The sequence below is a fragment of the Streptomyces sp. NPDC050988 genome (genome assembly GCF_044456225.1).
GTDB lineage: Bacteria > Actinomycetota > Actinomycetes > Streptomycetales > Streptomycetaceae > Streptomyces.
In genome coordinates this window covers 230777-250154 of sequence record NZ_JBITFQ010000005.1, presented here as the reverse complement: position 1 = coordinate 250154, position 19378 = coordinate 230777, and the positions used below count along the sequence as shown (strand labels likewise).

General features: G+C 69.0%; 17 protein-coding genes and 2 tRNA genes. 11 read left to right on the top strand and 8 right to left on the bottom strand.

The features are described 5' to 3' along the window. Positions 1-51 precede the first annotated feature (51 nt). Positions 52-552, bottom strand: coding sequence for a DUF3830 family protein (locus ACIBEI_RS14935; protein ID WP_398888694.1), 501 nt, complete (start codon positions 550-552; stop codon positions 52-54). A gap of 96 nt (positions 553-648) precedes the next feature. Here ACIBEI_RS14935 and ehuB point away from each other — a divergent pair, with 96 nt between their 5' ends. The 6 genes from ehuB (at position 649) to ACIBEI_RS14905 (ending at position 5012) form a co-directional block, all read left to right on the top strand. Then, complete coding sequence (gene ehuB, locus ACIBEI_RS14930; RefSeq protein WP_398888692.1) at positions 649-1575, top strand: ectoine/hydroxyectoine ABC transporter substrate-binding protein EhuB; 927 nt, start codon at positions 649-651, stop codon at positions 1573-1575. Next, positions 1572-2291, top strand: a complete 720-nt coding sequence (ehuC, locus tag ACIBEI_RS14925; RefSeq protein WP_398888690.1) for an ectoine/hydroxyectoine ABC transporter permease subunit EhuC — start codon at positions 1572-1574, stop codon at positions 2289-2291. Before ehuB ends, ehuC begins: the two co-directional genes overlap by 4 nt. Continuing rightward, entirely contained in the window at positions 2288-2938 is a 651-nt protein-coding gene (ehuD, locus tag ACIBEI_RS14920; RefSeq protein ID WP_398888688.1) for an ectoine/hydroxyectoine ABC transporter permease subunit EhuD, read from the top strand. Before ehuC ends, ehuD begins: the two co-directional genes overlap by 4 nt. Before the next feature lie 10 nt (positions 2939-2948). After that, complete coding sequence (gene ehuA / locus ACIBEI_RS14915) at positions 2949-3758, top strand: ectoine/hydroxyectoine ABC transporter ATP-binding protein EhuA (RefSeq protein ID WP_398888686.1); 810 nt, start codon at positions 2949-2951, stop codon at positions 3756-3758. A gap of 337 nt (positions 3759-4095) precedes the next feature. Next, entirely contained in the window at positions 4096-4851 is a 756-nt protein-coding gene (locus ACIBEI_RS14910) for an IclR family transcriptional regulator (RefSeq protein WP_398888684.1), read from the top strand. A gap of 87 nt (positions 4852-4938) precedes the next feature. Continuing rightward, a tRNA-Lys gene (locus tag ACIBEI_RS14905) sits at positions 4939-5012 on the top strand. Positions 5013-5084: 72 nt separating this feature from the next. Here the strand turns inward: ACIBEI_RS14905 and ACIBEI_RS14900 are convergent. The 6 genes from ACIBEI_RS14900 to ACIBEI_RS14875 all read right to left on the bottom strand — a co-directional run bounded on the left by ACIBEI_RS14900 (position 5085) and on the right by ACIBEI_RS14875 (position 11659). Then, positions 5085-6758 carry a long-chain-fatty-acid--CoA ligase gene (locus ACIBEI_RS14900; RefSeq protein ID WP_398888682.1) on the bottom strand — a complete coding sequence of 558 codons (1674 nt, stop codon included), beginning with the start codon at positions 6756-6758 and terminating at the stop codon, positions 5085-5087. Positions 6759-6813: 55 nt separating this feature from the next. Continuing rightward, positions 6814-7332 (bottom strand): hypothetical protein, encoded by a 519-nt coding sequence (locus ACIBEI_RS14895; RefSeq protein ID WP_398888680.1) that lies wholly within the window; start codon positions 7330-7332, stop codon positions 6814-6816. A gap of 129 nt (positions 7333-7461) precedes the next feature. Continuing rightward, positions 7462-8082 carry a lytic polysaccharide monooxygenase gene (locus tag ACIBEI_RS14890; protein WP_398888678.1) on the bottom strand — a complete coding sequence of 207 codons (621 nt, stop codon included), beginning with the start codon at positions 8080-8082 and terminating at the stop codon, positions 7462-7464. A gap of 96 nt (positions 8083-8178) precedes the next feature. Further along, the gene (locus ACIBEI_RS14885; protein ID WP_398888676.1) at positions 8179-8943 is read right to left on the bottom strand and encodes a nucleoside/nucleotide kinase family protein; all 765 of its coding nucleotides are present in this window, start codon (positions 8941-8943) and stop codon (positions 8179-8181) included. Next, positions 8930-10102 (bottom strand): SPFH domain-containing protein, encoded by a 1173-nt coding sequence (locus ACIBEI_RS14880; protein WP_398888674.1) that lies wholly within the window; start codon positions 10100-10102, stop codon positions 8930-8932. The genes ACIBEI_RS14885 and ACIBEI_RS14880 overlap by 14 nt, the downstream gene beginning before the upstream one ends. A 159-nt stretch (positions 10103-10261) precedes the next feature. Next, the gene (locus tag ACIBEI_RS14875) at positions 10262-11659 is read right to left on the bottom strand and encodes a peptidoglycan-binding protein (protein WP_398888672.1); all 1398 of its coding nucleotides are present in this window, start codon (positions 11657-11659) and stop codon (positions 10262-10264) included. Positions 11660-11902: 243 nt separating this feature from the next. On the opposite strand from ACIBEI_RS14875, the gene ACIBEI_RS14870 reads away from it, so the two are divergent. From ACIBEI_RS14870 to ACIBEI_RS14855, 4 genes are all read left to right on the top strand, one after another. After that, positions 11903-11979, top strand: a tRNA-Lys gene (locus tag ACIBEI_RS14870). 96 nt (positions 11980-12075) lie between these two features. Further along, a complete protein-coding gene (locus ACIBEI_RS14865) occupies positions 12076-12786 on the top strand; it encodes a FadR/GntR family transcriptional regulator (protein WP_398888670.1) in 711 nt (236 codons plus the stop codon). A 315-nt stretch (positions 12787-13101) separates the two neighbouring features. Further along, the gene (locus tag ACIBEI_RS14860; protein ID WP_398888668.1) at positions 13102-15093 is read left to right on the top strand and encodes a glycosyltransferase family 2 protein; all 1992 of its coding nucleotides are present in this window, start codon (positions 13102-13104) and stop codon (positions 15091-15093) included. 103 nt (positions 15094-15196) lie between these two features. Then, positions 15197-17134, top strand: a complete 1938-nt coding sequence (locus tag ACIBEI_RS14855; RefSeq protein ID WP_398888666.1) for a galactose oxidase-like domain-containing protein — start codon at positions 15197-15199, stop codon at positions 17132-17134. A gap of 121 nt (positions 17135-17255) precedes the next feature. Here ACIBEI_RS14855 and ACIBEI_RS14850 read toward each other — a convergent pair whose 3' ends face one another. Next, positions 17256-18296: a glycoside hydrolase family 6 protein gene (locus ACIBEI_RS14850; protein WP_398888664.1), complete on the bottom strand. Its 1041-nt coding sequence runs from the start codon at positions 18294-18296 to the stop codon at positions 17256-17258. Positions 18297-18463: 167 nt separating this feature from the next. Here ACIBEI_RS14850 and ACIBEI_RS14845 point away from each other — a divergent pair, with 167 nt between their 5' ends. Beyond that, complete coding sequence (locus ACIBEI_RS14845; RefSeq protein WP_398888662.1) at positions 18464-19273, top strand: ANTAR domain-containing protein; 810 nt, start codon at positions 18464-18466, stop codon at positions 19271-19273. Positions 19274-19378 lie beyond the last annotated feature (105 nt).

Here is a 19378-nt window from a genome sequence, read left to right as displayed (position 1 = left end):
CGACCAGCCCCCACCGGCCCGCAGCTCCCCACTACCTCAGCCGTACCGCCCCTACACCCGGGAGAAGCTCAGCGTCTCCCCCAGCGCTCCCGCGCGCCAGAGGTCATTGCAGGCGTCCGCCATCGCGTCCAAGCCCTCCACCACCTGCCCCCACACAATCCCCGGGACCCACCCCACATCCCCGTTGAGCAGCAGATTGTTCCGCTCGTAGAACAGGGCGAGGTCGATCACCGGCGTCCCGGCCTGCACGCCGGAGGCACCCCCGTACCCGTACGCCTGCGTACCCAGCTGCGTACCGGAAAAGGAGAAATAGCAGAGATCGCCCGGAATGGGCGTGACGGTCGGGTTCTCCAGCGGTGGCTCGGCCGGGGCGAACGCCGGGAACAGGGCGTAGATCTCGTTGCGGGCGTACTTCGCGTGATACACGTCACTGCTCAGCGGCAGCGCGTTCCACACCGCCTCGCAGGTGATCGGCGCACGGTCGTCGAGGAGCTTGGCCGTGCAGTGGACTCCGCGCTTGGACAGGGACACGTCGATGTAGCGGTCGGTCATGATTTCCATGGTCCACCCCGGGTCAAGAGGGCCCTGCCGCAAACGGGGCGCAAACAGATCCGCATAACTCGCATCGTCCCGGGTAGCCGCGCGCCCATGGCTCCACCATTTGGGAACGACGCGAAGGAAGCTTCCGCGGAAGAGAAGAAACGCGGCGCGAGCCGCCGGTCACTGCTGGCCGGCGTCGCGGCGTTCGGTGCGCTCGGCGCGGCCGGATGCAGCCGCGTGGCCACGGCGTCCGGCAAGGACGGCGGTGATCTCCTGGACCGCTTGAAGGCCCAGGGCGTCGTACGCCTCGGTATCGCCGGCGAGATCCCATTCGGCTACATCGACAAGAACGGCAAGCTCACCGGCGAGGCACCGGAACTCGCGCGGGTCATCTTCAAACGGCTGGGTGTGGACAGCGTCCAGCCCGTGCCCACGGAGTTCGGCTCGCTCATCCCCGGTCTGAACTCCCAGCAGTTCGACGTCGTCGCCGCCGGGATGTACATCAACGCCGAACGCTGCGAGCAGGTGATCTTCTCCGACCCCGACTACCAGATGCTCGACTCCTTCATCGTGCGCAAGGGCAACCCGAAGAACCTGCACGACTACAAGGACGTCGTGGAGTCGAAGGCGAAGTTCGCGACCGGAACCGGCTACGCGGAGATCCAGTACGCGGTCGACGCCGGGTACAAGGAGAGCGACATCCTGATCGTGCCGGACCAGGTCGCGGGTCTGAACGCCGTCGAGGCGGGCCGTGTCGACGTCTTCGCGGGTACGGCGCTGACCACCCGCGAGGTCGTCAAGAAGTCCCGGAAGACGGAGTCGACCAAGCCGTTCGCACCCCTCGTGGACGGCAAGCCGCACGTCGACGGCGGCGGCTTCGCGTTCCGCCCGACGGAGACCAAGCTGCGGGACGCCTTCAACGTGGAGCTCAGGAAGCTGAAGGAGAGCGGTGAGCTGTTCCGGATCCTCCAGCCCTTCGGTTTCACCAAGAACGAGATGACCGATATGACCGCGAAGGAGTTGTGCGGCGGATGACATCGGGACTCTGGGAACTCGTACTGAAGGGGATCTGGGTCACGGTCCAGCTGCTGGTGTTCAGCGCTGCGCTGGCCGCGGCCGTCTCCTTCGTGGTGGGCATCGCGCGCACCCACCGGCTGTGGATAGTCCGCTTCCTCGCGGGCTTCTACACCGAGGTGTTCCGCGGCACCTCCGCGCTGATCATGATCTTCTGGGTGTTCTTCGTGCTGCCACCGGCCTTCGGCTGGCAGCTGGTCCCCATGTGGGCGGGCACCCTCGCCCTGGGTCTCACCTACGGGGCGTACGGCTCCGAGATCGTGCGCGGCGCCCTGAACTCCGTCGACCCGGCGCAGCGTGAGGGCGGGATCGCGCTGAGCTTCACGCCCTGGCAGCGGCTGCGGCTGATCCTGCTGCCGCAGGCGGTGCCGGAGATGATCCCGCCCTTCTCCAACCTGCTGATCGAGCTGCTCAAGGGCACGGCCCTGGTGTCCGTGATGGGCATGGGCGACCTGGCGTTCAGCGGCAACCTGGTGCGGCTCGCGCTGCAGGAGAGCGCGGAGATCTACACGTACATCCTGCTGATCTACTTCGTGATCGCCTTCCTGCTCACGCGCGTCATGCGCGGTCTGGAGAAAAAGCTGAAGGCCGGGATCGGAGAGGTTCCCGAGAAGGGTGTGTCCCAGCGTGAGCTGCACCGCCCGGAGACCACCGGAGTCGGCGGAGGTGCCGCATGAACTGGGACTGGAGTGCCGTCGGCGACTTCATGCCGCACTTCTGGGACGGGCTGCTGGTCACCCTGCAGGCCCTGGTGTTCGGCTCGCTGATCTCGTTCGCCCTCGGGCTGGTGTGGGCGCTGCTGATGCGGACGCCGACCCGCTGGGTGCGCTGGCCTGTAGGGGTCGTCACGGAGTTCATCCGGAACACCCCGCTGCTGGTGCAGCTGTTCTTCCTCTTCTACGTGCTGCCCGAGTGGAACATCACGTTCTCCGCGATGACCACCGGTGTCGTCGCGATCGGGCTGCACTACTCGACGTACACGATGCAGGTCTACCGGGCCGGCATCGAGGGCGTGCCGGCCGGCCAGTGGGAAGCGGCCACGGCACTGAACCTGCCCATGACCCGGACGTGGACCGCGGTGATCCTGCCGCAGGCGATCCGCCGGGTGGTGCCCGCGCTGGGCAACTACGTCATCTCGATGCTCAAGGACACGCCGTTGCTGATGGCGATCACCGTCCTCGACATGCTCGGCGAGGCGCGCCTGTTCTCGCAGCAGAACTTCCAGTTCACCGAGCCCCTGACGGTCATCGGCGTGGCCTTCATCCTCATTTCCTATCCCGCTTCCCTCCTCATGCGAGCCCTGGAGCGACGTCTTGTCCGCTGACACCCCTTTGATGAAAGAGCCCGACGCCAACTCCGACGCCAACCCGGCGGCGGACGGCAGCGAGCTGATCCGCTTCGACAAGGTCACCAAGCGCTTCGGGGACAACGTGGTCCTCGACGAGCTGGACTTCTCCGTCGCCTCCGGCAAGCACGTCACACTGATCGGCCCGTCCGGCTCCGGCAAGACGACGATCCTGCGGCTGCTGATGACCCTGGCCAAGCCCGACGAGGGCACGATCAAGGTCAACGGCGACTACCTCACCCACGAGGAGAGGAACGGCAAGCTGGTCCCGGCCGGCGAGAAGCACATCCGCGAGGTCCGCAAGAACATCGGGATGGTCTTCCAGCAGTTCAACCTCTTCCCCAACATGAAGGTGCTGCGCAACATCACGGAGGCTCCGGTCACCGTGCTCGGCATGTCCAAGGACGCGGCCGAGGAGCGGGCCCGGGAGCTGCTCGAACTGGTCGGGCTGACCGAGCACGTCGACAAGTACCCGAGCCAGCTCTCCGGCGGCCAGCAGCAGCGCGTCGCGATCGCGCGGGCCCTGGCGATGCGGCCGCAGGTCCTGCTCCTGGACGAGGTGACCTCCGCGCTCGACCCCGAGCTGGTCGCGGGCGTCCTCGACGTGCTCAGGGACATCGCCCGCACCACCGACATCACGATGCTCTGCGTGACCCACGAGATGAACTTCGCCCGGGACATCTCCGACCAGGTGCTGATGTTCGACTCGGGGCGCGTCCTGGAGTCCGGCCCGCCGGAGAAGATCTTCGGCGACCCGGAGCACGAGCGGACGCGGGAGTTCCTCGGCGCGGTGCTGTAATTCCCCGGGAGCGTCACCGCCGGTCTTCAAGAGGTGAAGACGTCAAGGTTCCGAGGCCGAGCCGATGGGGCATGACTTTGGCATATGCCAGAAGGATGCCCCGCTGTTGAGGGGACTGGAACGCGCCACCAATCTCGCCAACAGCCCCTCCCCGTAAGCCCCTTGGCGGCTATCGTGGAGGGGGCCCGGCCGTCCGGGCTGCGTTGAAGTGAAAGCCGGGCCGAAAAGCGCGAGGGGATACCGTGGCGCTGCTGCACTATTCCGGGGGACAACCCCCGGACCCCCGGCAGGAAAAACTTCTGCCAGCACCCGGAGCGTCACTGCGAGGTGAGCTTTCGTGAAGGTCGAGCCGACCGTGCCGTACCACTCGACCCAGGACGCCCTGCGCGTCCTGGAGACCGTGGCCGCGCGGCACACCACCGGTGTCACGGACGCCGAACTCGCCAGCCTCACCGGCCTCGGCGCGGAGCGCCTCACCGCGCTCCTGCGGATGCTGCGCCGCGAGGGGTACGTCGAGCAGATCGCCGACGGGGCGTACGTCACCGGGGCGGCGCTCGGCAGGCTGGCCTCCGCACACGGCCGGGACGAGGCCCTGCGCGCCCAGCTCCAGCGGAACCTCGACCGGCTGCGCGACTCGGTCGGCGCCGCCGTCTACATGAGCCGGTACGTGGACGGCGAGATCCACGTCGCCCAGTGGGCCGACAGCCCGACCACCCCGGCGGTCAACGAATGGGTGGACTTCCGCTCCTCCGCCCACGCCAGCGCGATCGGCAAGAGCCTCCTCGGCCAGCTCGACCTCAACGCCCGGCGCGACCACCTCTCCCGCCACCGGATGGCCCGCCTCACCTCGCGCACCATCACCAACGAGCGCGCGTTCCTGTCCCGGCTCGACGCCCAGGCACCCACCGTGCCCGTGCTCGACCTCCAGGAGTACGCGGTCGGCACGGTGTGCGCGGCGGTCCCCATCACGGCCGGCTCGGCCGTGGGCTGCCTCGCCCTCTCCCTCCCGGTGTCCCACGCCCACCGCCTGCGCGAGGCGGCCGCCACCCTGAACCGGGGCGCGGCACCGGTACTGCTCTCGCTCGCGATCTGACCGCAGGCGGCGTGGTCCGGAGCACCCTCACGGACCAGGTATTATTTTTTCTGTCGCCAGCCGCGAAAAGCGGTTGGCGAGAGTCATGCGCCGCTAGCTCAGTTGGTTAGAGCAGCTGACTCTTAATCAGCGGGTCCGGGGTTCGAGTCCCTGGCGGCGCACAAGACGAAGGCCTCCGCGAGAGCGGGGGCCTTCTGCGTTACCCCTCCCCCGGCATCGAAGGGGCTCCAGCCCTACCTCACCAGCAGCTCCTCGCGCCCCCGCGCCCGGTACCGCGCGATCAGCTCCGCCAGGTCCGCCTCGTCCAGCCGCCGGTACCCGCCCTCCCCCGGCGGCCGCCACCACACCGGATCCGCGCACCGGAACCCCTCCCGCCGCAGCCCGACCCGGTGGATCTTGTTGGTGGCGGTGACCGGCATGCGGTCCACGATCCGTACGAAGCGGGGGGCCATCTTGGTGCCCAGGTCCGGCTGGGCCAGCAGGAAGTCGGCGAACCGGTGCGGGTCGAAGTCCGCCGCCTCCCGCAGCGCCAGCGTGGCCATCACCTGGTCACCGGCCACCGGATCCGGCACCGCGTACACGGCGACGGCGGCGGCGTCTCCGTAGCGGGCGAGGATGTTCTCGATCACCGCGGCGGCCAGGTTCTCGCTGTCGACGCGGAGGCGGTCGTCCGTGCGCCCCGCGAAGTACAGGAACCCGTCGGTGTCCCGGTAGAAGAGGTCCCCGGTCCAGTACCATCCGTCCCTCTGCCGGGCAGCCTCCGCCGCCTCGTTACGCCAGTAGCCCTCGAAGGGGTTGGGCCCGCGGTTCACCAACTCCCCTATCGCCTCCCGCCCGTTGAGCAGCCTGCCGTCGGGGCCGAAGGCCGCCGCGGGGCACTCCGTGCGGCTCACCGGGTCGACCACCGCGAGATCGTCGCCGGGGGCGGCCCGCCCGATCGCCCCCTTCGGTGTGCCGGGCGTCCGCTGGATCGCCGCCCCGCCCTCGGAGGACCCGTACCCCTCCACCAGGCGCACCCCGAACCGCTCCTCGAACGCCGCCGCGTCCACCGCCCCCGCCTCCGTCCCGAAGCCCGTCCGCAGCGGGTTGTCCCGGTCGTCGGCCCGGGCGGGGGTGGCCAGGATGTACTGCACGGCCCGTCCCACGTACGTGAAGTACGTGGCCCCGTACGCCCGTACGTCCGTCAGGAAGCCCGAGGCCGAGAACCGCCGGCGCAGGGCGACACCCGCGCCGGTCGCGAGGGCGGGGGCCCAGTCCGCGATGACCGCGTTGCCGTGGAACATCGGCATGCAGACGTAGTGCACATCGTCCGCGCGCACCCCGAAGTGGTCGACCAGCGACTGCCCGGCCGCCGCGAGCCGCCCCTGCGAGCAGATCGCCGCCTTGGGCGCCCCGGTCGAGCCGGAGGTGAAGTACAGGAGGAGTCGGCTCTCCGGGGCGGCCCGCGCCGGCTCGGGGCGCGCGTCCGCGTAGGGCGCGAGCAGTTGCTCGTACGCCTCGGTGTCGGTCACCAGCAGCCGTACTCCCGGGAGTTCGAGTCCGTCGAGGAGCGGGAGGTGGGCCTGTTCGGTGACCAGGACGCGGCATTCGGTGTGCAGGATGTCGCGGGCGAGTTCGGGGCCGCGGCGGGTGGGGTTGATCCCGGCGACGGCCGCGCCCGCCAGGGCCGCCGCGCTCAGCCACAGGGGGTATTCGGGGGTGTTGTCGAGCAGCACGCCCACGTGCGGCTCCGCGCCCGGCGGCAGCAGGTCGGTCAGCAGCGCGGCCCGCGCCGCCGCGCCCGCGGCCACCTCGTGGTGGGTCAGGGTCCGCTCCTCGAACCACAGCCCCGGCCGGTGGTCGCCCCACCGGTCCTGTACGAGTTCCGCGACGGTCCGCGCGCCGGTCCCCACGCTCCTGGATCCCATGGAGGCGCACCATAATTGACGGGGCGTCAGATGTGGAGAGGCGAGCAGGGAAGGGTCACGGCACCTTGGTGTACGGCCTGTCGCCGATCGAGGGAGGCTCGTCCACGTGGGAGACGGAGGAGTTGTCGCCGAATGCCTCGGTGTACGTGACCATGAAGCCGACGCAGAACACCACGACCACGGAGAGGAACGCCAGGATGCCCACGGTGGAGGCCGCGTTCCTGACGTGGCCCGGCGCCTTGGCCGTGGCCTTCACGGTCTCGCCCTCGGCGTAGTGCACGACGACGATGTCGCCCTCGACCGTCGTGCCCGGCCCGCCCTCCTCCTCGAAACGGACGGTGCGCCCGTCGCGGGCCGTGAACTCGTACACGTGGTGCAGCGTCGTGCGCACGGAGGAGTCGCCGCTGCCGCCGCTGGTCGTCGTGTACGTGCGCAGACAGCGTGCCTCGGCGGTCAGCCCGCTGTTCCAGGCCCGCCTGAGCTCCAGCGCGCGGCGGATCACCCTGACCGCCAGGAAGACGGTCACGGCCATGATCAGGCCCGGCACGGCATAGAACATGAAGTCCATCGACATCCCCCGATGTTCGGTACAGCTCCACGCACGCCGTCATGGTCATGCCGACGTGCGTGGAACCTACCCGTGGGGGGTGGGCAAGAGCCTCAAGAGATGCTCAGAGTTGCGCGGCGAACGGGTGTCGGGCGCTCAGAACGTCACGTCCGAGCAGGCGTAGAACGCGTTCGCCGTGTCGGCGATCGTCCACACCGCGAGGATGACGTGGTGACCGCTCTTGCCGGTCGGCAGGGTGCCGCTGTGCGAGAGCGTCGCCGGCGGCTGGCCGCTGAAGGGGACGGTGAGGAACGGGGCTGTGACCAGCGCGGACCGGGTCAGCGGAGCGTTCTGGTTCCAGCCGTTCTTGGTGATGTAGTACTTGAAGTCGGTCGTGGAGTGCCGGGCCGTGAACTGCCAGCGGAAGCTGTAGCTCTGCCCGCCGTTGACCTTGGTCGTCGGCCAGGCACCGCCCGAGGGCGTCGTCGCCTTGTCGAGCGCGCCGAAGTTGGTGTGGTTCGCGGAGCAGATCTGTCCGTCCGCGGGCCCGGCCGCCGGGAAGCCCTTGGGGCCCTCGACGCTCTGGGGCTCCCACTGGATGGCGCCGCAGTTGGCCACGGAGCCGTTCTGGCAGAGCTTCTGCCGGCTGATGGGCAGGTCGGTGTAGCCGTGGCCGGTGGCACCACCACTGGAGAGCACGAGCGCTCCCGTGGTGGCGAGGCCGACCGCGGCGGCGTACCACTTCAGTCGCTTCCGGGGATGGGGAGTTTCTCGCATGCTGCCGCTCCTGGAGAACGTGGGGGAAGTTCCGTGAGCTGTGCGTGCGCATCGCGATGCGTGTGGCGATGATTCAGGTCTAGACCAAGTCCCAGATTATTGCTGACTGTTGAACATGTCCATACCAATAGTCGAGAGGATTCGGTGGCAGCGGCCCCGCGATGTCACCACAAGTTCCCCATTGGGATCGTCGTTGGTCTCCACCCACTTCCGTGCCTCCCCTTCACTCCGCCCACCCGCCAACTGCCGCTCCACCAGCCTCACCTGACGCACGTCCCCGGGCGCCTCGACGTACCAGCACTCCCCCATGAACACGTACGCCTCCCGCCATCCCGGCAGGTCGCAGGCAAGGTAGTTCCCCTCCGTGACGATCAGCCGGGCCGCCGGGGGCACCACGTGCCGCGCGGCGACCGGCTCGTCGAGCGTGCGGTCGTAGTCCGGTACGTAGATGTCGCGGCCGGTCTCGTCGAGGACCCGGCGCAGCAGGTCGACGTACCCCCACACGTCGAAGCTCGGCTCGGAGCCCTTGCGGGCGGTCAGGCCGAGGCGCTCCAACTGGGCGTTGGAGAGATGGAAGCCGTCGAGCGGCAGATAGGCAGCGCCCTCTCCCAGGTGCGCGACGAGGGCGCGGGCGAGGGTCGACTTGCCGGCGCCGGGCGGGCCGGCGAGGCCCAGCACGGCGCGCGGTGTTCCGTCGGTCAGGGTCCAGGCGTCCGAGGCGAGCCCGGCGAGGGTGAGGTGGTCTCCGGCGGGGGTGCGGTGTTCGCCGGCAGGGGTGCGGCGGTCACCGGCAGGGGTGCCGTGTTCGTCGGCGGGGGCACGGCGGTCACCGGTGGGGGTGCGGCGGTCAGCGATCTCCATGTCCCGTATAGAACGCCACCGTCAGGTCCTTCACCAGAGCCTTGCGCTCGTAGTCGTCGAGTTCGACGAGCCCGCGCACGGTCAGCCGGGTCACCGTGTCCTCGACGGAGTCGACGACCGAGGTGAGGACCTTGTCGCGGTGCTGGGCGTCGAGTGCCGCGATCCGGCGGCGCTGCATCACGGCGGCGACCTCCGGGGCGTACTCGACGCGCAGCGGCTGTGCGGAGAACACCTGGAGGCCGGCCGCCGCCGCGTCCGCGGCCACGATGCGGGTCAGCGAGTCGCCGACGGCCTCGGTGTTGCGCAGGGTCGCGGAGTCGGCGGCCCTCGGCGAGTTCGGCGCGACGTCGGCCGGCAGCTGGGCGAGCACCCGGGCGAGCGCCGCCTCCACGCACTCGCGCAGATACCGCTGGTGGTCCTCGACGCCGAGCGCGGCGCGCGCGGTGTCCCGCACCCGCCAGACGACGAGCACCACGACCCGCAGCGCGACCCCGTTCGCGTCGACCGCCGGCATCGGGTCGCTGCGCCAGTGCCGCAGGCGTACGTCGATCCGGCGGCGCAGGACCAACGGGTTGACCCACATGAGCCCGGTGCGCCGGACGGTGCCCCGGTAGCGGCCGAAGAGGCCGAGCACCCAGGCGCGTCCGGTACGGCCGCGGGCCAGCCCGCCGAAGCCGAACAGGGTGAGCGCCCCGGCCCCGGCGAGCGCCGCCCACTGCGGTCCGCCGAGCCCGGCACTCATCCGCACCGGCAGCCCCAGCGCGTCCACCGCGAGCGGCGGCAGCACACCCGCCCACCACGACGCGAGGACGCAGCCCGCCGTGCCGACGGCACCGGCGAGTACCCCGAGCGCGCCCGGCAGTACGCCCGCGGGCCGCTCCACCAGGTCGGGGTCGACCTCCACCACCGGCCGCGGCCGCACCGGGGCGGGAGAGCGCCGGGTGACCCTCGGCTGCTCACCGGTACCGCGCCGCCGACTCACCACGGCGGGCGCGAGCGGTACGGACACCGGCTCGGGCTCGTCGCGGAACAGCAGGTGGACCGGGATCTCGGTGGTCGCCTCGTTGTGGATGAGCCGCGCCCCGCGGCCACCCGTGTCCCGACCGCCCGCCTCTGGGGCCCCCTCGAACTCCGGGGAGTGTTCAGTCGTCGTACTCATACGTGCCTCCGTGCCTCCGCGCCAGGAAGAACTGTCATGAGAGAGCTGTCGTGAGAGAGCTGTGGTGAGAAGTGCCGTCGGGAGCCGTCCGAACCGGCCCGGCTCCCCGGGCAGTCCGAGCCCCCCGGGCCGTCCGGGCCCTCAGGCCGTCCGGGCCCCTCAGGAGAAGAGCCGCCGCCAGGTCTCCGGACCCGGGTAGCCGTCGGCTGCCCCGCCGCGCCACCCCTGCGCACGCTGGAACGCCTCGACGTTGCGCCGGTCGCCCTCGCCCCAGCGCGGTCCCGGCCCCTGCGTGTAGTGCTTGCCGAACCCCTTCTTCACCAGCTGCTTGCCGAGCCGGGTGACGTACTCGTTGCTGGCGCCCGGCCGGAACAGCGCCCGCCCCGGATAGCCGGGGACGCCGTGCGAGGCGACACCTCCGGCCGGGGGCCGCCCGGGCTTGCCGGAACTGCCGCCGCTCGGGGCGATGATGTCCCGTCCCTTGTCGTTCACGAGATACGCCCAGGTCGCCGGGCCGGGGAAACCGTCCGCGTCCGCCCCGGTCCAGCCCTGTGCCCGCTGGAACGCCTGGGTGGCCCTGCGGTCGGCCTCCGACCAGCGCGGCCCGGGCCCCGCCGAGTAGAACGCGCTCGCGCCCCGCCCGACCAGCATCCGCCCCAGCCGGGTGACGCTGGCGTTGCTGGCCCCGGGCCCGAAGGCCGCCGCACCCGGGTAGGGCGGCGCCGCGGGTTTGGTCCCCGGAGAGGTGACGGGTACGGCCGGAGTGGTCGGAGTGGTCGGAGTGACCGGAGTCTTGGGATCGGCGGGAGAAGCCGGATCGGCACCCTCGGTTCCCCCTTTCAGCCCCTTGTAGCGGTAGGCCAGATAGCGGTCCGAATACTTCCAGTAGGCGTACGGAGTGGCCTGCTTGCGGGCGCGCGGGCGGGCCTCCTCGTACGCGATGTAGTAGTCCTGCGTGTAATCCGTCCAGCCTCCGAAAATCACGACGTGCGACCCCTTCTCGGGGTCCGCCGGATTGTGGAACAGGAGAATGTCACCGGGCTCCAGCTGCTCCCGGGGAATCCGGACGCCGAACTTGTCGAGGCTGCCCGTCCATTCGTTGCCGCCGAGGTTCCAGGCCATCGAGACGAAGCCCGAGCAGTCCTGGCGGTACCCGTCGGACCAGTACGCGCTCATGCTGTAGGGCACCTCCGCGGCGACCCACTCCTTGGCCCGGTTGATGATCTCGGCCCGGGTCGTCGGAGGTGCCTTGACCTTGGCCGGAACGCCTCCGGGGCCGTGGAGCGGGGTCTTGCCGCCCTGCGGTGTGTCGGGTTCGTCGGCCGCGGGGGCGCCGGGCAGCCGCGGGGCGTGCGCGGCGGCCGCGACGGCCGGTACGACATGGCCCGCGCCCAGCGCCGTGCCGGCCGCGGCGGCCAGGACGAGCGCTCGGTGGGCCGCCGGGTGGCCACCGAATCCGGTGGCCGTGGAATGTGGCAGCACAAGCCGCCAGTGCTTACATCCGGGGCATTCACAGTCGCTCTCGGGATCGAATTCCTCGAATACCGGAGCCGCCATGCGATTCCCCTCACACTCCTGGTGGAAATGTCCGCGCTTCTGCACGTCCGTCAGTTTCTCAACTGTCACCGGGTGTCGCATGTTGACGGTCCAAATGATGTACGGGTTGCCTCCGGCGGTTCGGCAGGGGGTTGTTTTTTGCCTGCGGGCGGGTGGGGGCTGGTCGCGCAGTTCCCCGCGCCCCTGAAGGGGCTCTGGGCCGGGGCACCCCCCCGACACCAGGTAAGATCTGCGGAGCAGCACGCGCCGCTAGCTCAGTTGGTTAGAGCAGCTGACTCTTAATCAGCGGGTCCGGGGTTCGAGTCCCTGGCGGCGCACCACCGAAGAGGCTCCTCGTGATCACGAGGAGCCTCTTCGCATCCGGCCGAAACCTCATCGCGTATGGCCGAACCCTTTCGGCCCGCTACCCTCTGGCCATGGCGCGCGACCTCCAGGAGCGGATCAAGAAGCTCATCATCGACCGCCGGCTGCCCTCGGGCGCCGTACTCCCGACCGAGCCCGAGCTCATGGAGCTGCTCGGCGCCAGCCGCAATTCCGTGCGCGAGGCGCTGAAGGCGCTCCAGGCGATGGGCATCGTCGAGATCCGGCACGGCTTCGGCACCTATGTCGGGCCGATGTCCATGGCCCCGATGATCGAGGGCCTCGCCTTCCGCACGGTCGCCGGGCACTACCGGGGCGAGGACAGCCTGCTCCAGCTCCTGCAGCTGCGCGAGGCCGTGGAGACCGGGCTGATCGTCCGGCTCGCGGGCAAGGTCCCGGCGGACGATCTCGCGGAACTGGACGCCCTGGTGGACCGTATGGACGCGGAGGCGGCCGCGGGCACCGGTCTCGCGGACACCGACCGCGCCTTTCACGCCACTCTCTACCGAGGTCTGGGCAACCTGCTGCTGAGCGAGCTCCTGGAGGCCTTCTGGGACGCCTTCCACCGCGTACGCACGGACCTCGTGGGGCTGCCGCAGGATCCGAAGGTCACCTGCCGGCAGCACCGGGAGATCCTCGACGCGGTGCGCTCCGGTGACGCGACCAGGGCCGAGGACTCGATAAGGGAACACTTCGGCAACATCCGTACACGCTTGACCGCAACCGCACCGAACGAGACCATCAGACACCCCAATGAGCGCGTATGACCGGTAAACACCATGTTTCGCATCTTGCGATCATGGTGAACGGCGTAGAACCCTGGGCGACAAGAGGCTGCGGTTACAGAGCAGTTGGGGGCTAGGAACCGGTTGCGTGCGAAGGCGGGGGATAGGGGCCCCGTTCATGAACGGATGTCGAGGGGGGCATCATGCAACCGGAAGGCCCGTGCGCCGTGTCTATAGGGTATGTGGATGATGTGGTGGCGGGGGCCTGCTGTTGATGCGCCTGTGAATGTCTAGGGGGACATGAGCAGGCGAACGGAACAACGAGCACGCGATGGTTCGCGTGTGGGGGGATGACTCATGACGTCGACGCCGACGGGCGCCCGGCAGAACTCCGATCCGTCCGAGACCACCCAACTGAGGGTGCCGTCACAGACTCGGACCGGCAGCTTCCGGAGAATCAAGAAGACACTGCCGAGATACGACTACGAGCACTACAGCAGGCTTGCGGGGCCTCTCACACAGCCCGATCCGACCCAGCCGTACAAGGTGCAGTACCGCTCGCTGCTCTCGCAGGAGCCGCACCGGCTGCGCGCTGCCCTGATGCTGGGCGCCGCGCCACTGCTCTCGCTCGTCCTGCTCGTCTGGCTGCTCCAGCCGGCGCACTGGACCGAACGCGACTACCCGGCCTTCGACTTCCTGCCGGCGCTCGACATCGTGATGCTGGTCTCGATCGGTCTGATCGAGCTCTTCCGCTGCATGAACGTGCTGTCGAACGCGCACGCCACGCTGGTCGCCCGCGACCCGATCCCGGTGGTGCCCGAGACCGGTACGAGAGTGGCCTTCCTCACCTCCTTCGTGCCCGGCAAGGAGCCGCTGGAGATGGTGACGAAGACCCTCGAAGCCGCGGTCAAGATCCGCCACCGCGGCCTCATGCATGTCTGGCTGCTCGACGAGGGCAACGACCCCGAGGTCCGGGAGGTCTGCGAGCGCCTCGGCGTGCACCACTTCTCCCGCAAGGGCGTCGCGAAGTGGAACATGCCCAAGGGCCCGCACCGCGCGAAGACCAAGCACGGCAACTACAACGCCTGGCTGGACGCGCACGGCGACAACTACGACTACTTCGCCTCGGTCGACACCGACCACGTACCGCTGCCGAACTACCTGGAGCGGATGCTCGGCTTCTTCCGCGACCCGAACGTCGGCTTCGTGATCGGCCCGCAGGTCTACGGCAACTACGACAACCCGATCACCAAGGCCGCCGAGTCGCAGCAGTTCCTGTTCCACGCGCTGATCCAGCGGGCCGGCAACGCCTACGGCTCCCCGATGTTCGTCGGCACGTCCAACGCCGTACGCATCAAGGCGCTGAAGCAGATCGGCGGTCTGTACGACTCGATCACCGAGGACATGGCGACCGGCTTCGAGATCCACCGCCACAAGAACCCGGCGACGGGCAGGAAGTGGCGCTCGGTCTACACGCCGGACGTGCTGGCCGTCGGTGAGGGCCCGAACGCCTGGACGGACTTCTTCACCCAGCAGATGCGCTGGTCGCGAGGGACGTACGAGACGATCCTCAAGCAGTACTGGAAGGGCTGGTACTCGCTTCCGCCGAGCAAGCTCTTCAACTACACGATGATGATCATCTTCTACCCGATGTCGGCCCTCAACTGGATCCTGGCGGCGCTGAGCTGTGCGCTGTTCCTGGGCCTGGGCGCCTCAGGTGTGAACATCGACCCGGCGATCTGGCTGATGCTCTACGGCAACGCCTCCGCGCTGCAGATCGGTCTCTACGTCTGGAACCGCCGTCACAACGTCTCGCCGCACGAGCCCGAGGGCTCCGGGGGTGTGGCCGGCATGATCATGTCCGCGCTGTCGGCGCCGCTCTACGCGAAGGCGCTGATCGACTCGGTCCTGCGTCGCAAGAGCAAGTTCGTGGTCACCCCGAAGGGCGATTCCGCGAGCCCGGACACCTGGTTCGGGACGTTCCGGTACCACTGGTACTTCATGGCGATCTTCGCCGGTTCGATCGCCGCGGGCTTCGTCTACGGTCACGCCCACCCGGCGATGATCATCTGGGCGACCTTCGCGCTGCTCATCACCGCCTCGCCGATGTTCGCCTGGCGCTGGATGATGCGGCAGGACAAAAAGGGGCGCAAGCACCGGCAGGGCGGTCCCCAGGACCCGCCCGCGCCCCCGCAGGACAGCCGCATTCCCCACCAGCCACAGAGTTCACAGCAGCCTCCGGTCGCACCGCACACGCCCCAGCAGAAGCCCAGTTGGGCGGCAGGCGGGGGCAACGACCAGACGGTGCAGATCGCCCTCGGGGGACGGCAGCATCACTCCGGGAACTGAGGCCGGCGGCGACCCCGCCGCCGGACCTCGGAGCCCAGGCCCCAAGCCCCCAGCCGAAAAGCCCTGCACACCAGCCACCACGACAAGTTAGACGGGGATTGAAGTGAAAGACGGTTCCAGCCGCCGCCGCGCCCGCCGCATCGCGATAGGTGCGGCGGTGGTGCTTGCGCTGGCCGGGATGAACGGGCCCGCGCTCTACCGCTTCGGGTCGGACCAGTACCACGAGTACAAGATCAACAGACCTGAGTACAAGGCCGACAACGGCAAGTGGGACGTCGTCGAGTTCCCCGAGAAGTACCGGCTCAACACCATCCACGCCGCGCTCCTGCACACCGGCAAGATCCTGCTGATCGCGGGCTCCGGCAACAACCAGGACAACTTCGACGCGAAGAAGTTCGACACGCGTGTCTGGGACCCGGTCAAGAAGACGATCAAGAAGGTCCCGACGCCGGCCGACCTGTTCTGCACGGGCCACACCCAACTGCCCAACGGCAACCTGCTGATCGCGGGCGGCACCAAGCGGTACGAGAAGCTCCAGGGCGACATCACCAAGGCGGGCGGCCTGATGGTCGTCCACAACGAGAACCCGGACAAGCCGATCACCCTGCCCGCGGGCACCCGCTTCACGGGCAAGGAGAACGGCAAGACCTTCGTGTCCAAGGACCCGGTCGTCGTCGAGCGGGCCAAGAAGGTCTTCGACCCGGACACCGGCAAGTTCCTGCGCAACGAACCCGGCCTGGGCCGGATCTACGTCGAGGCGCAGAAGAGCGGCAAGAAGTACGAGACGGGTACGCAGGACAACTACCGCGTGCAGGGCCTGTCGGGCGCCGAGGCGCGCAACACGTACGGCATCGCCGAGAAGCTCGCCCTGGACAAGAAGGACTTCCAGGGCATCAAGGACGCCTACGAGTTCGACCCGGTCGCCGAGAAGTACATCAAGGTCGACCCGATGAACGAGGCGCGCTGGTACCCGACGCTCACCACCCTGTCCGACGGCAAGATCCTCAGCCTCTCCGGCCTCGACGAGATCGGCCAGCTGGTGCCGGGCAAGAACGAGGTGTACGACCCGAAGACCAAGAAGTGGACGTACACCAAGGGCGTCCGGCAGTTCCCGACCTACCCGGCGATCTCCCTGATGCAGAACGGCAAGCTGTTCTACTCGGGCGCGAACGCCGGTTACGGCCCCGACGACGTCGGCCGTGACCCGGGCATCTGGGACCTCAAGTCGAACAAGTTCAACAAGCTCGAGGGCATGTCCGACCCGAAGCTCCTGGAGACGGCGGGCACGGTGCTGCTGCCGCCCGCGCAGGACGAGAAGTACATGGTGATCGGCGGCGGCGGGGTCGGCGAGTCCGAACGGTCCAGCAAGAAGACCCGCATCATCGACCTGCTGGCCGACGACCCGAAGTTCGTGGACGGTCCCGAGCTGGAGAAGGGTACGCGCTATCCGCAGTACTCGATCCTGCCCAACGACGACGTGCTGGTGTCCGGCGGCTCGGAGGACTACCGCGGCCGCGGTGACTCCAACATCCTCCAGGCGCGGATGTACGACTCGAAGACCAACGAGTTCCAGCGGGTCGCCGACCCGCTGGTGGGCCGGAACTACCACTCGGGCTCGATCCTGCTGCCCGACGGCCGCGTGATGTTCTTCGGCTCGGACTCGCTCTACGCCGACAAGGCCAACACCAAGCCGGGCAAGTTCGAGCAGCGCGTGGAGATCTACACGCCGCCGTATCTGTACCAGGGTTCGCGGCCCTCGCTCTCGGGCGGCCCCAAGACCATCGAGCGCGGCGGCTCCGGGACGTTCACCTCGCAGCACGCCTCGTCGATCAAGACGGCCCGGCTGATCCGGCCGAGCGCGTCGACGCACGTCACCGACGTCGACCAGCGGTCCATCGCGCTGGACTTCACGAAGACGAAGAACGGCATCGAGGTCACCGTGCCCAAGAGCCGCAACCTCGTCGAGTCCGGCTGGTACATGCTGTTCGTCACGGACGACCAGGGCACCCCGAGCAAGGCCCAGTGGGTCAAGGTTCCCTGACCCGAGGTTCCCTGACCCGGAACAGGTGATGTGACTGGGGGCGCCCTCCTTGGCGGAGGGCGCCCCCAGTCACGTACGGGCTGTCGCCTGCGTTCACCTACGGGCTGTTGCCCGTGGGCTGTTACTTGGTCGCCTTCGCGAGCTTCAGTGCGTACTCGGGCCACCACTGGCCGGCCTTCGGGCCTCCCTTGCACGTGCCGTCGGACTCGCCGGGCCGCTTGACCCAGACGTACGCGTCGACGAGGTCGTCGTCGGTCTTGGTCGTGGGCGACTCGCCGAGCGCGCGGCCGGGCGGGTTGCACCAGTTCTCCGCCGGATCGCCTTCCGTGTACGGGCCGTTGCCGTTGCGGCTGGTGTCGATCACGAACGGCTTGTTGCCGACCTTCGACGACAGGTCCTTGCCGTACTTCGTGCTGTCGGCCGTCGTGTAGAAGTTGGACACGTTGACCGAGAAGCCGTCGGCCTGCTCGACGCCCGCCAGCTTCAGCGGCTCGGCGATGTTGTCGGTCTTGCCCCAGCCCGCGTTGCCCGCGTCCAGGTAGACCTTGGTGTTCTTCAGGGACTTGAACTTCTCGACCGCGCCCCGCAGAAGGTCGTAGCGCTCCTCGTGGAACTCGTCCGGGGTGCAGCCGTCCACCATGTGCAGCACGGCGTCCGGCTCCAGGATCACCGTGGTCGCGCGGTCGCCGATGCCCTTGGCGACCTGGTCGATGAAGCCCCGGTACGCGTTGCCGTCCGCGGCGCCGCCGCCGGAGAACTGGCCGCAGTCGCGGTGCGGGATGTTGTAGACGACGAGCAGCGCGTCCCGGTCGGCCTTCGCGGCGGCCTCGGTGAAACCGCGCGCCTCCTGCTCGGCGTTCTCCGGAGTGAGCCACTCACCGGTGGGCTGCTCGGCGATCTTGCGGATCAGTTCGGCGTCGTCCTTCTTGCCGTCCTTCACATATGAGGCCACCTGCTCAGCGGCGTTCCCATCGGGATTGACCCAGAACGGGTCCTTGTCCTTGGGCTGCTGGCTCACCTTGGCGCCCGACGTGTCCTTCTCGCCGTCACCGTCCGAGGATGAACACCCCGCCAGCAGCAGCACAGCTCCGGCCACCGCGACGGACGCCTTTGCCACCCCCCCAGTGGCGAAAAGAGACACAGCCCCCCTGCTCCCGTACATCAAACTCCCCCTCGGGTGCACCGTCCGAAGTCCCAATCCTGACATACGTGTCGGTCCGCCCACGAGCTCGTCCGCCCCTTGTCCACTAGCTGTTACACCCCCTTCCCACCGGGTAGGCGCCGGACGGACGTGCGGGGGCGGTGGCCGGACTCGGGAAGGGCGCGGACATGCACCACAGCAGTCGGGAGGTCCAGCTGGGGGCCGCCCTCGTGGAAGCCGCGGACACGCTCTCCGAGGGCTTCGACACGGTGGCGTACCTGCGACGGCTCTCCGACCACTGTGTGGACCTCCTGGACGCCTCGGCGGCCGGCATCATGCTGATCGAGGGCGGCGAGACGGTGTCGTTCGGCGTGAGCAGCCGCCAACAGGAGCTGGCGCTCGACCTGTTGGAGGTCCAGCACCACGGCGGACCCTGCCTGGAGAGCTACGGCAGCGGAGAGCCCGTCCCGCAGGTCGCGATCCGCGCGGCCCACGCCTCCTCGCGCTGGCCGGACTTCACGGAACGGGCGCTGCGGTACGACATCGGGAGCACCTTCGCGGTACCGCTGCGCCGGAACGGGACCCCGCTCGGCGCCCTCAACGTGTTCGTGCCGGGGCCTGCCAGCCCGACCGCGGCACCGCCCCCGGCACCGGCACCACCCCCGTCCCCGTCCCCGTCCCCGGCGGACGACACGGCGCTGCTCCTCGCGCAGACCCTGGCCGACGCGGCCGCCCTCGGGCTCACCAACCACCGCGTGTTCGCCCGGTACCGGACGCTGACGGACCAGCTGCAGGAGGCCCTCTCCAGCCGGGTACGCATCGAGCAGGCAAAGGGCATGCTCGCCGAGCGGCGGCGGACCGGAATGGACGAGGCGTTCATCGCGCTGCGCCAGTTCGCGCGCAGCAACCGGCTGCCCATCGACGAGGTCGCGACGGCCGTGATCACGGACTCGCAGGACATCGCGGAGCTGGGCCGCGAGCACCGCGGACCGGCCTAGACCCGCAACTAGCTGCGCATATAACTCAGCGCCACCGGACCGGGACTTGGCGTCAATCAGACTCTAGGCCGGAGCGCTCATCCGAACTAGAGTCTTATCAGACGG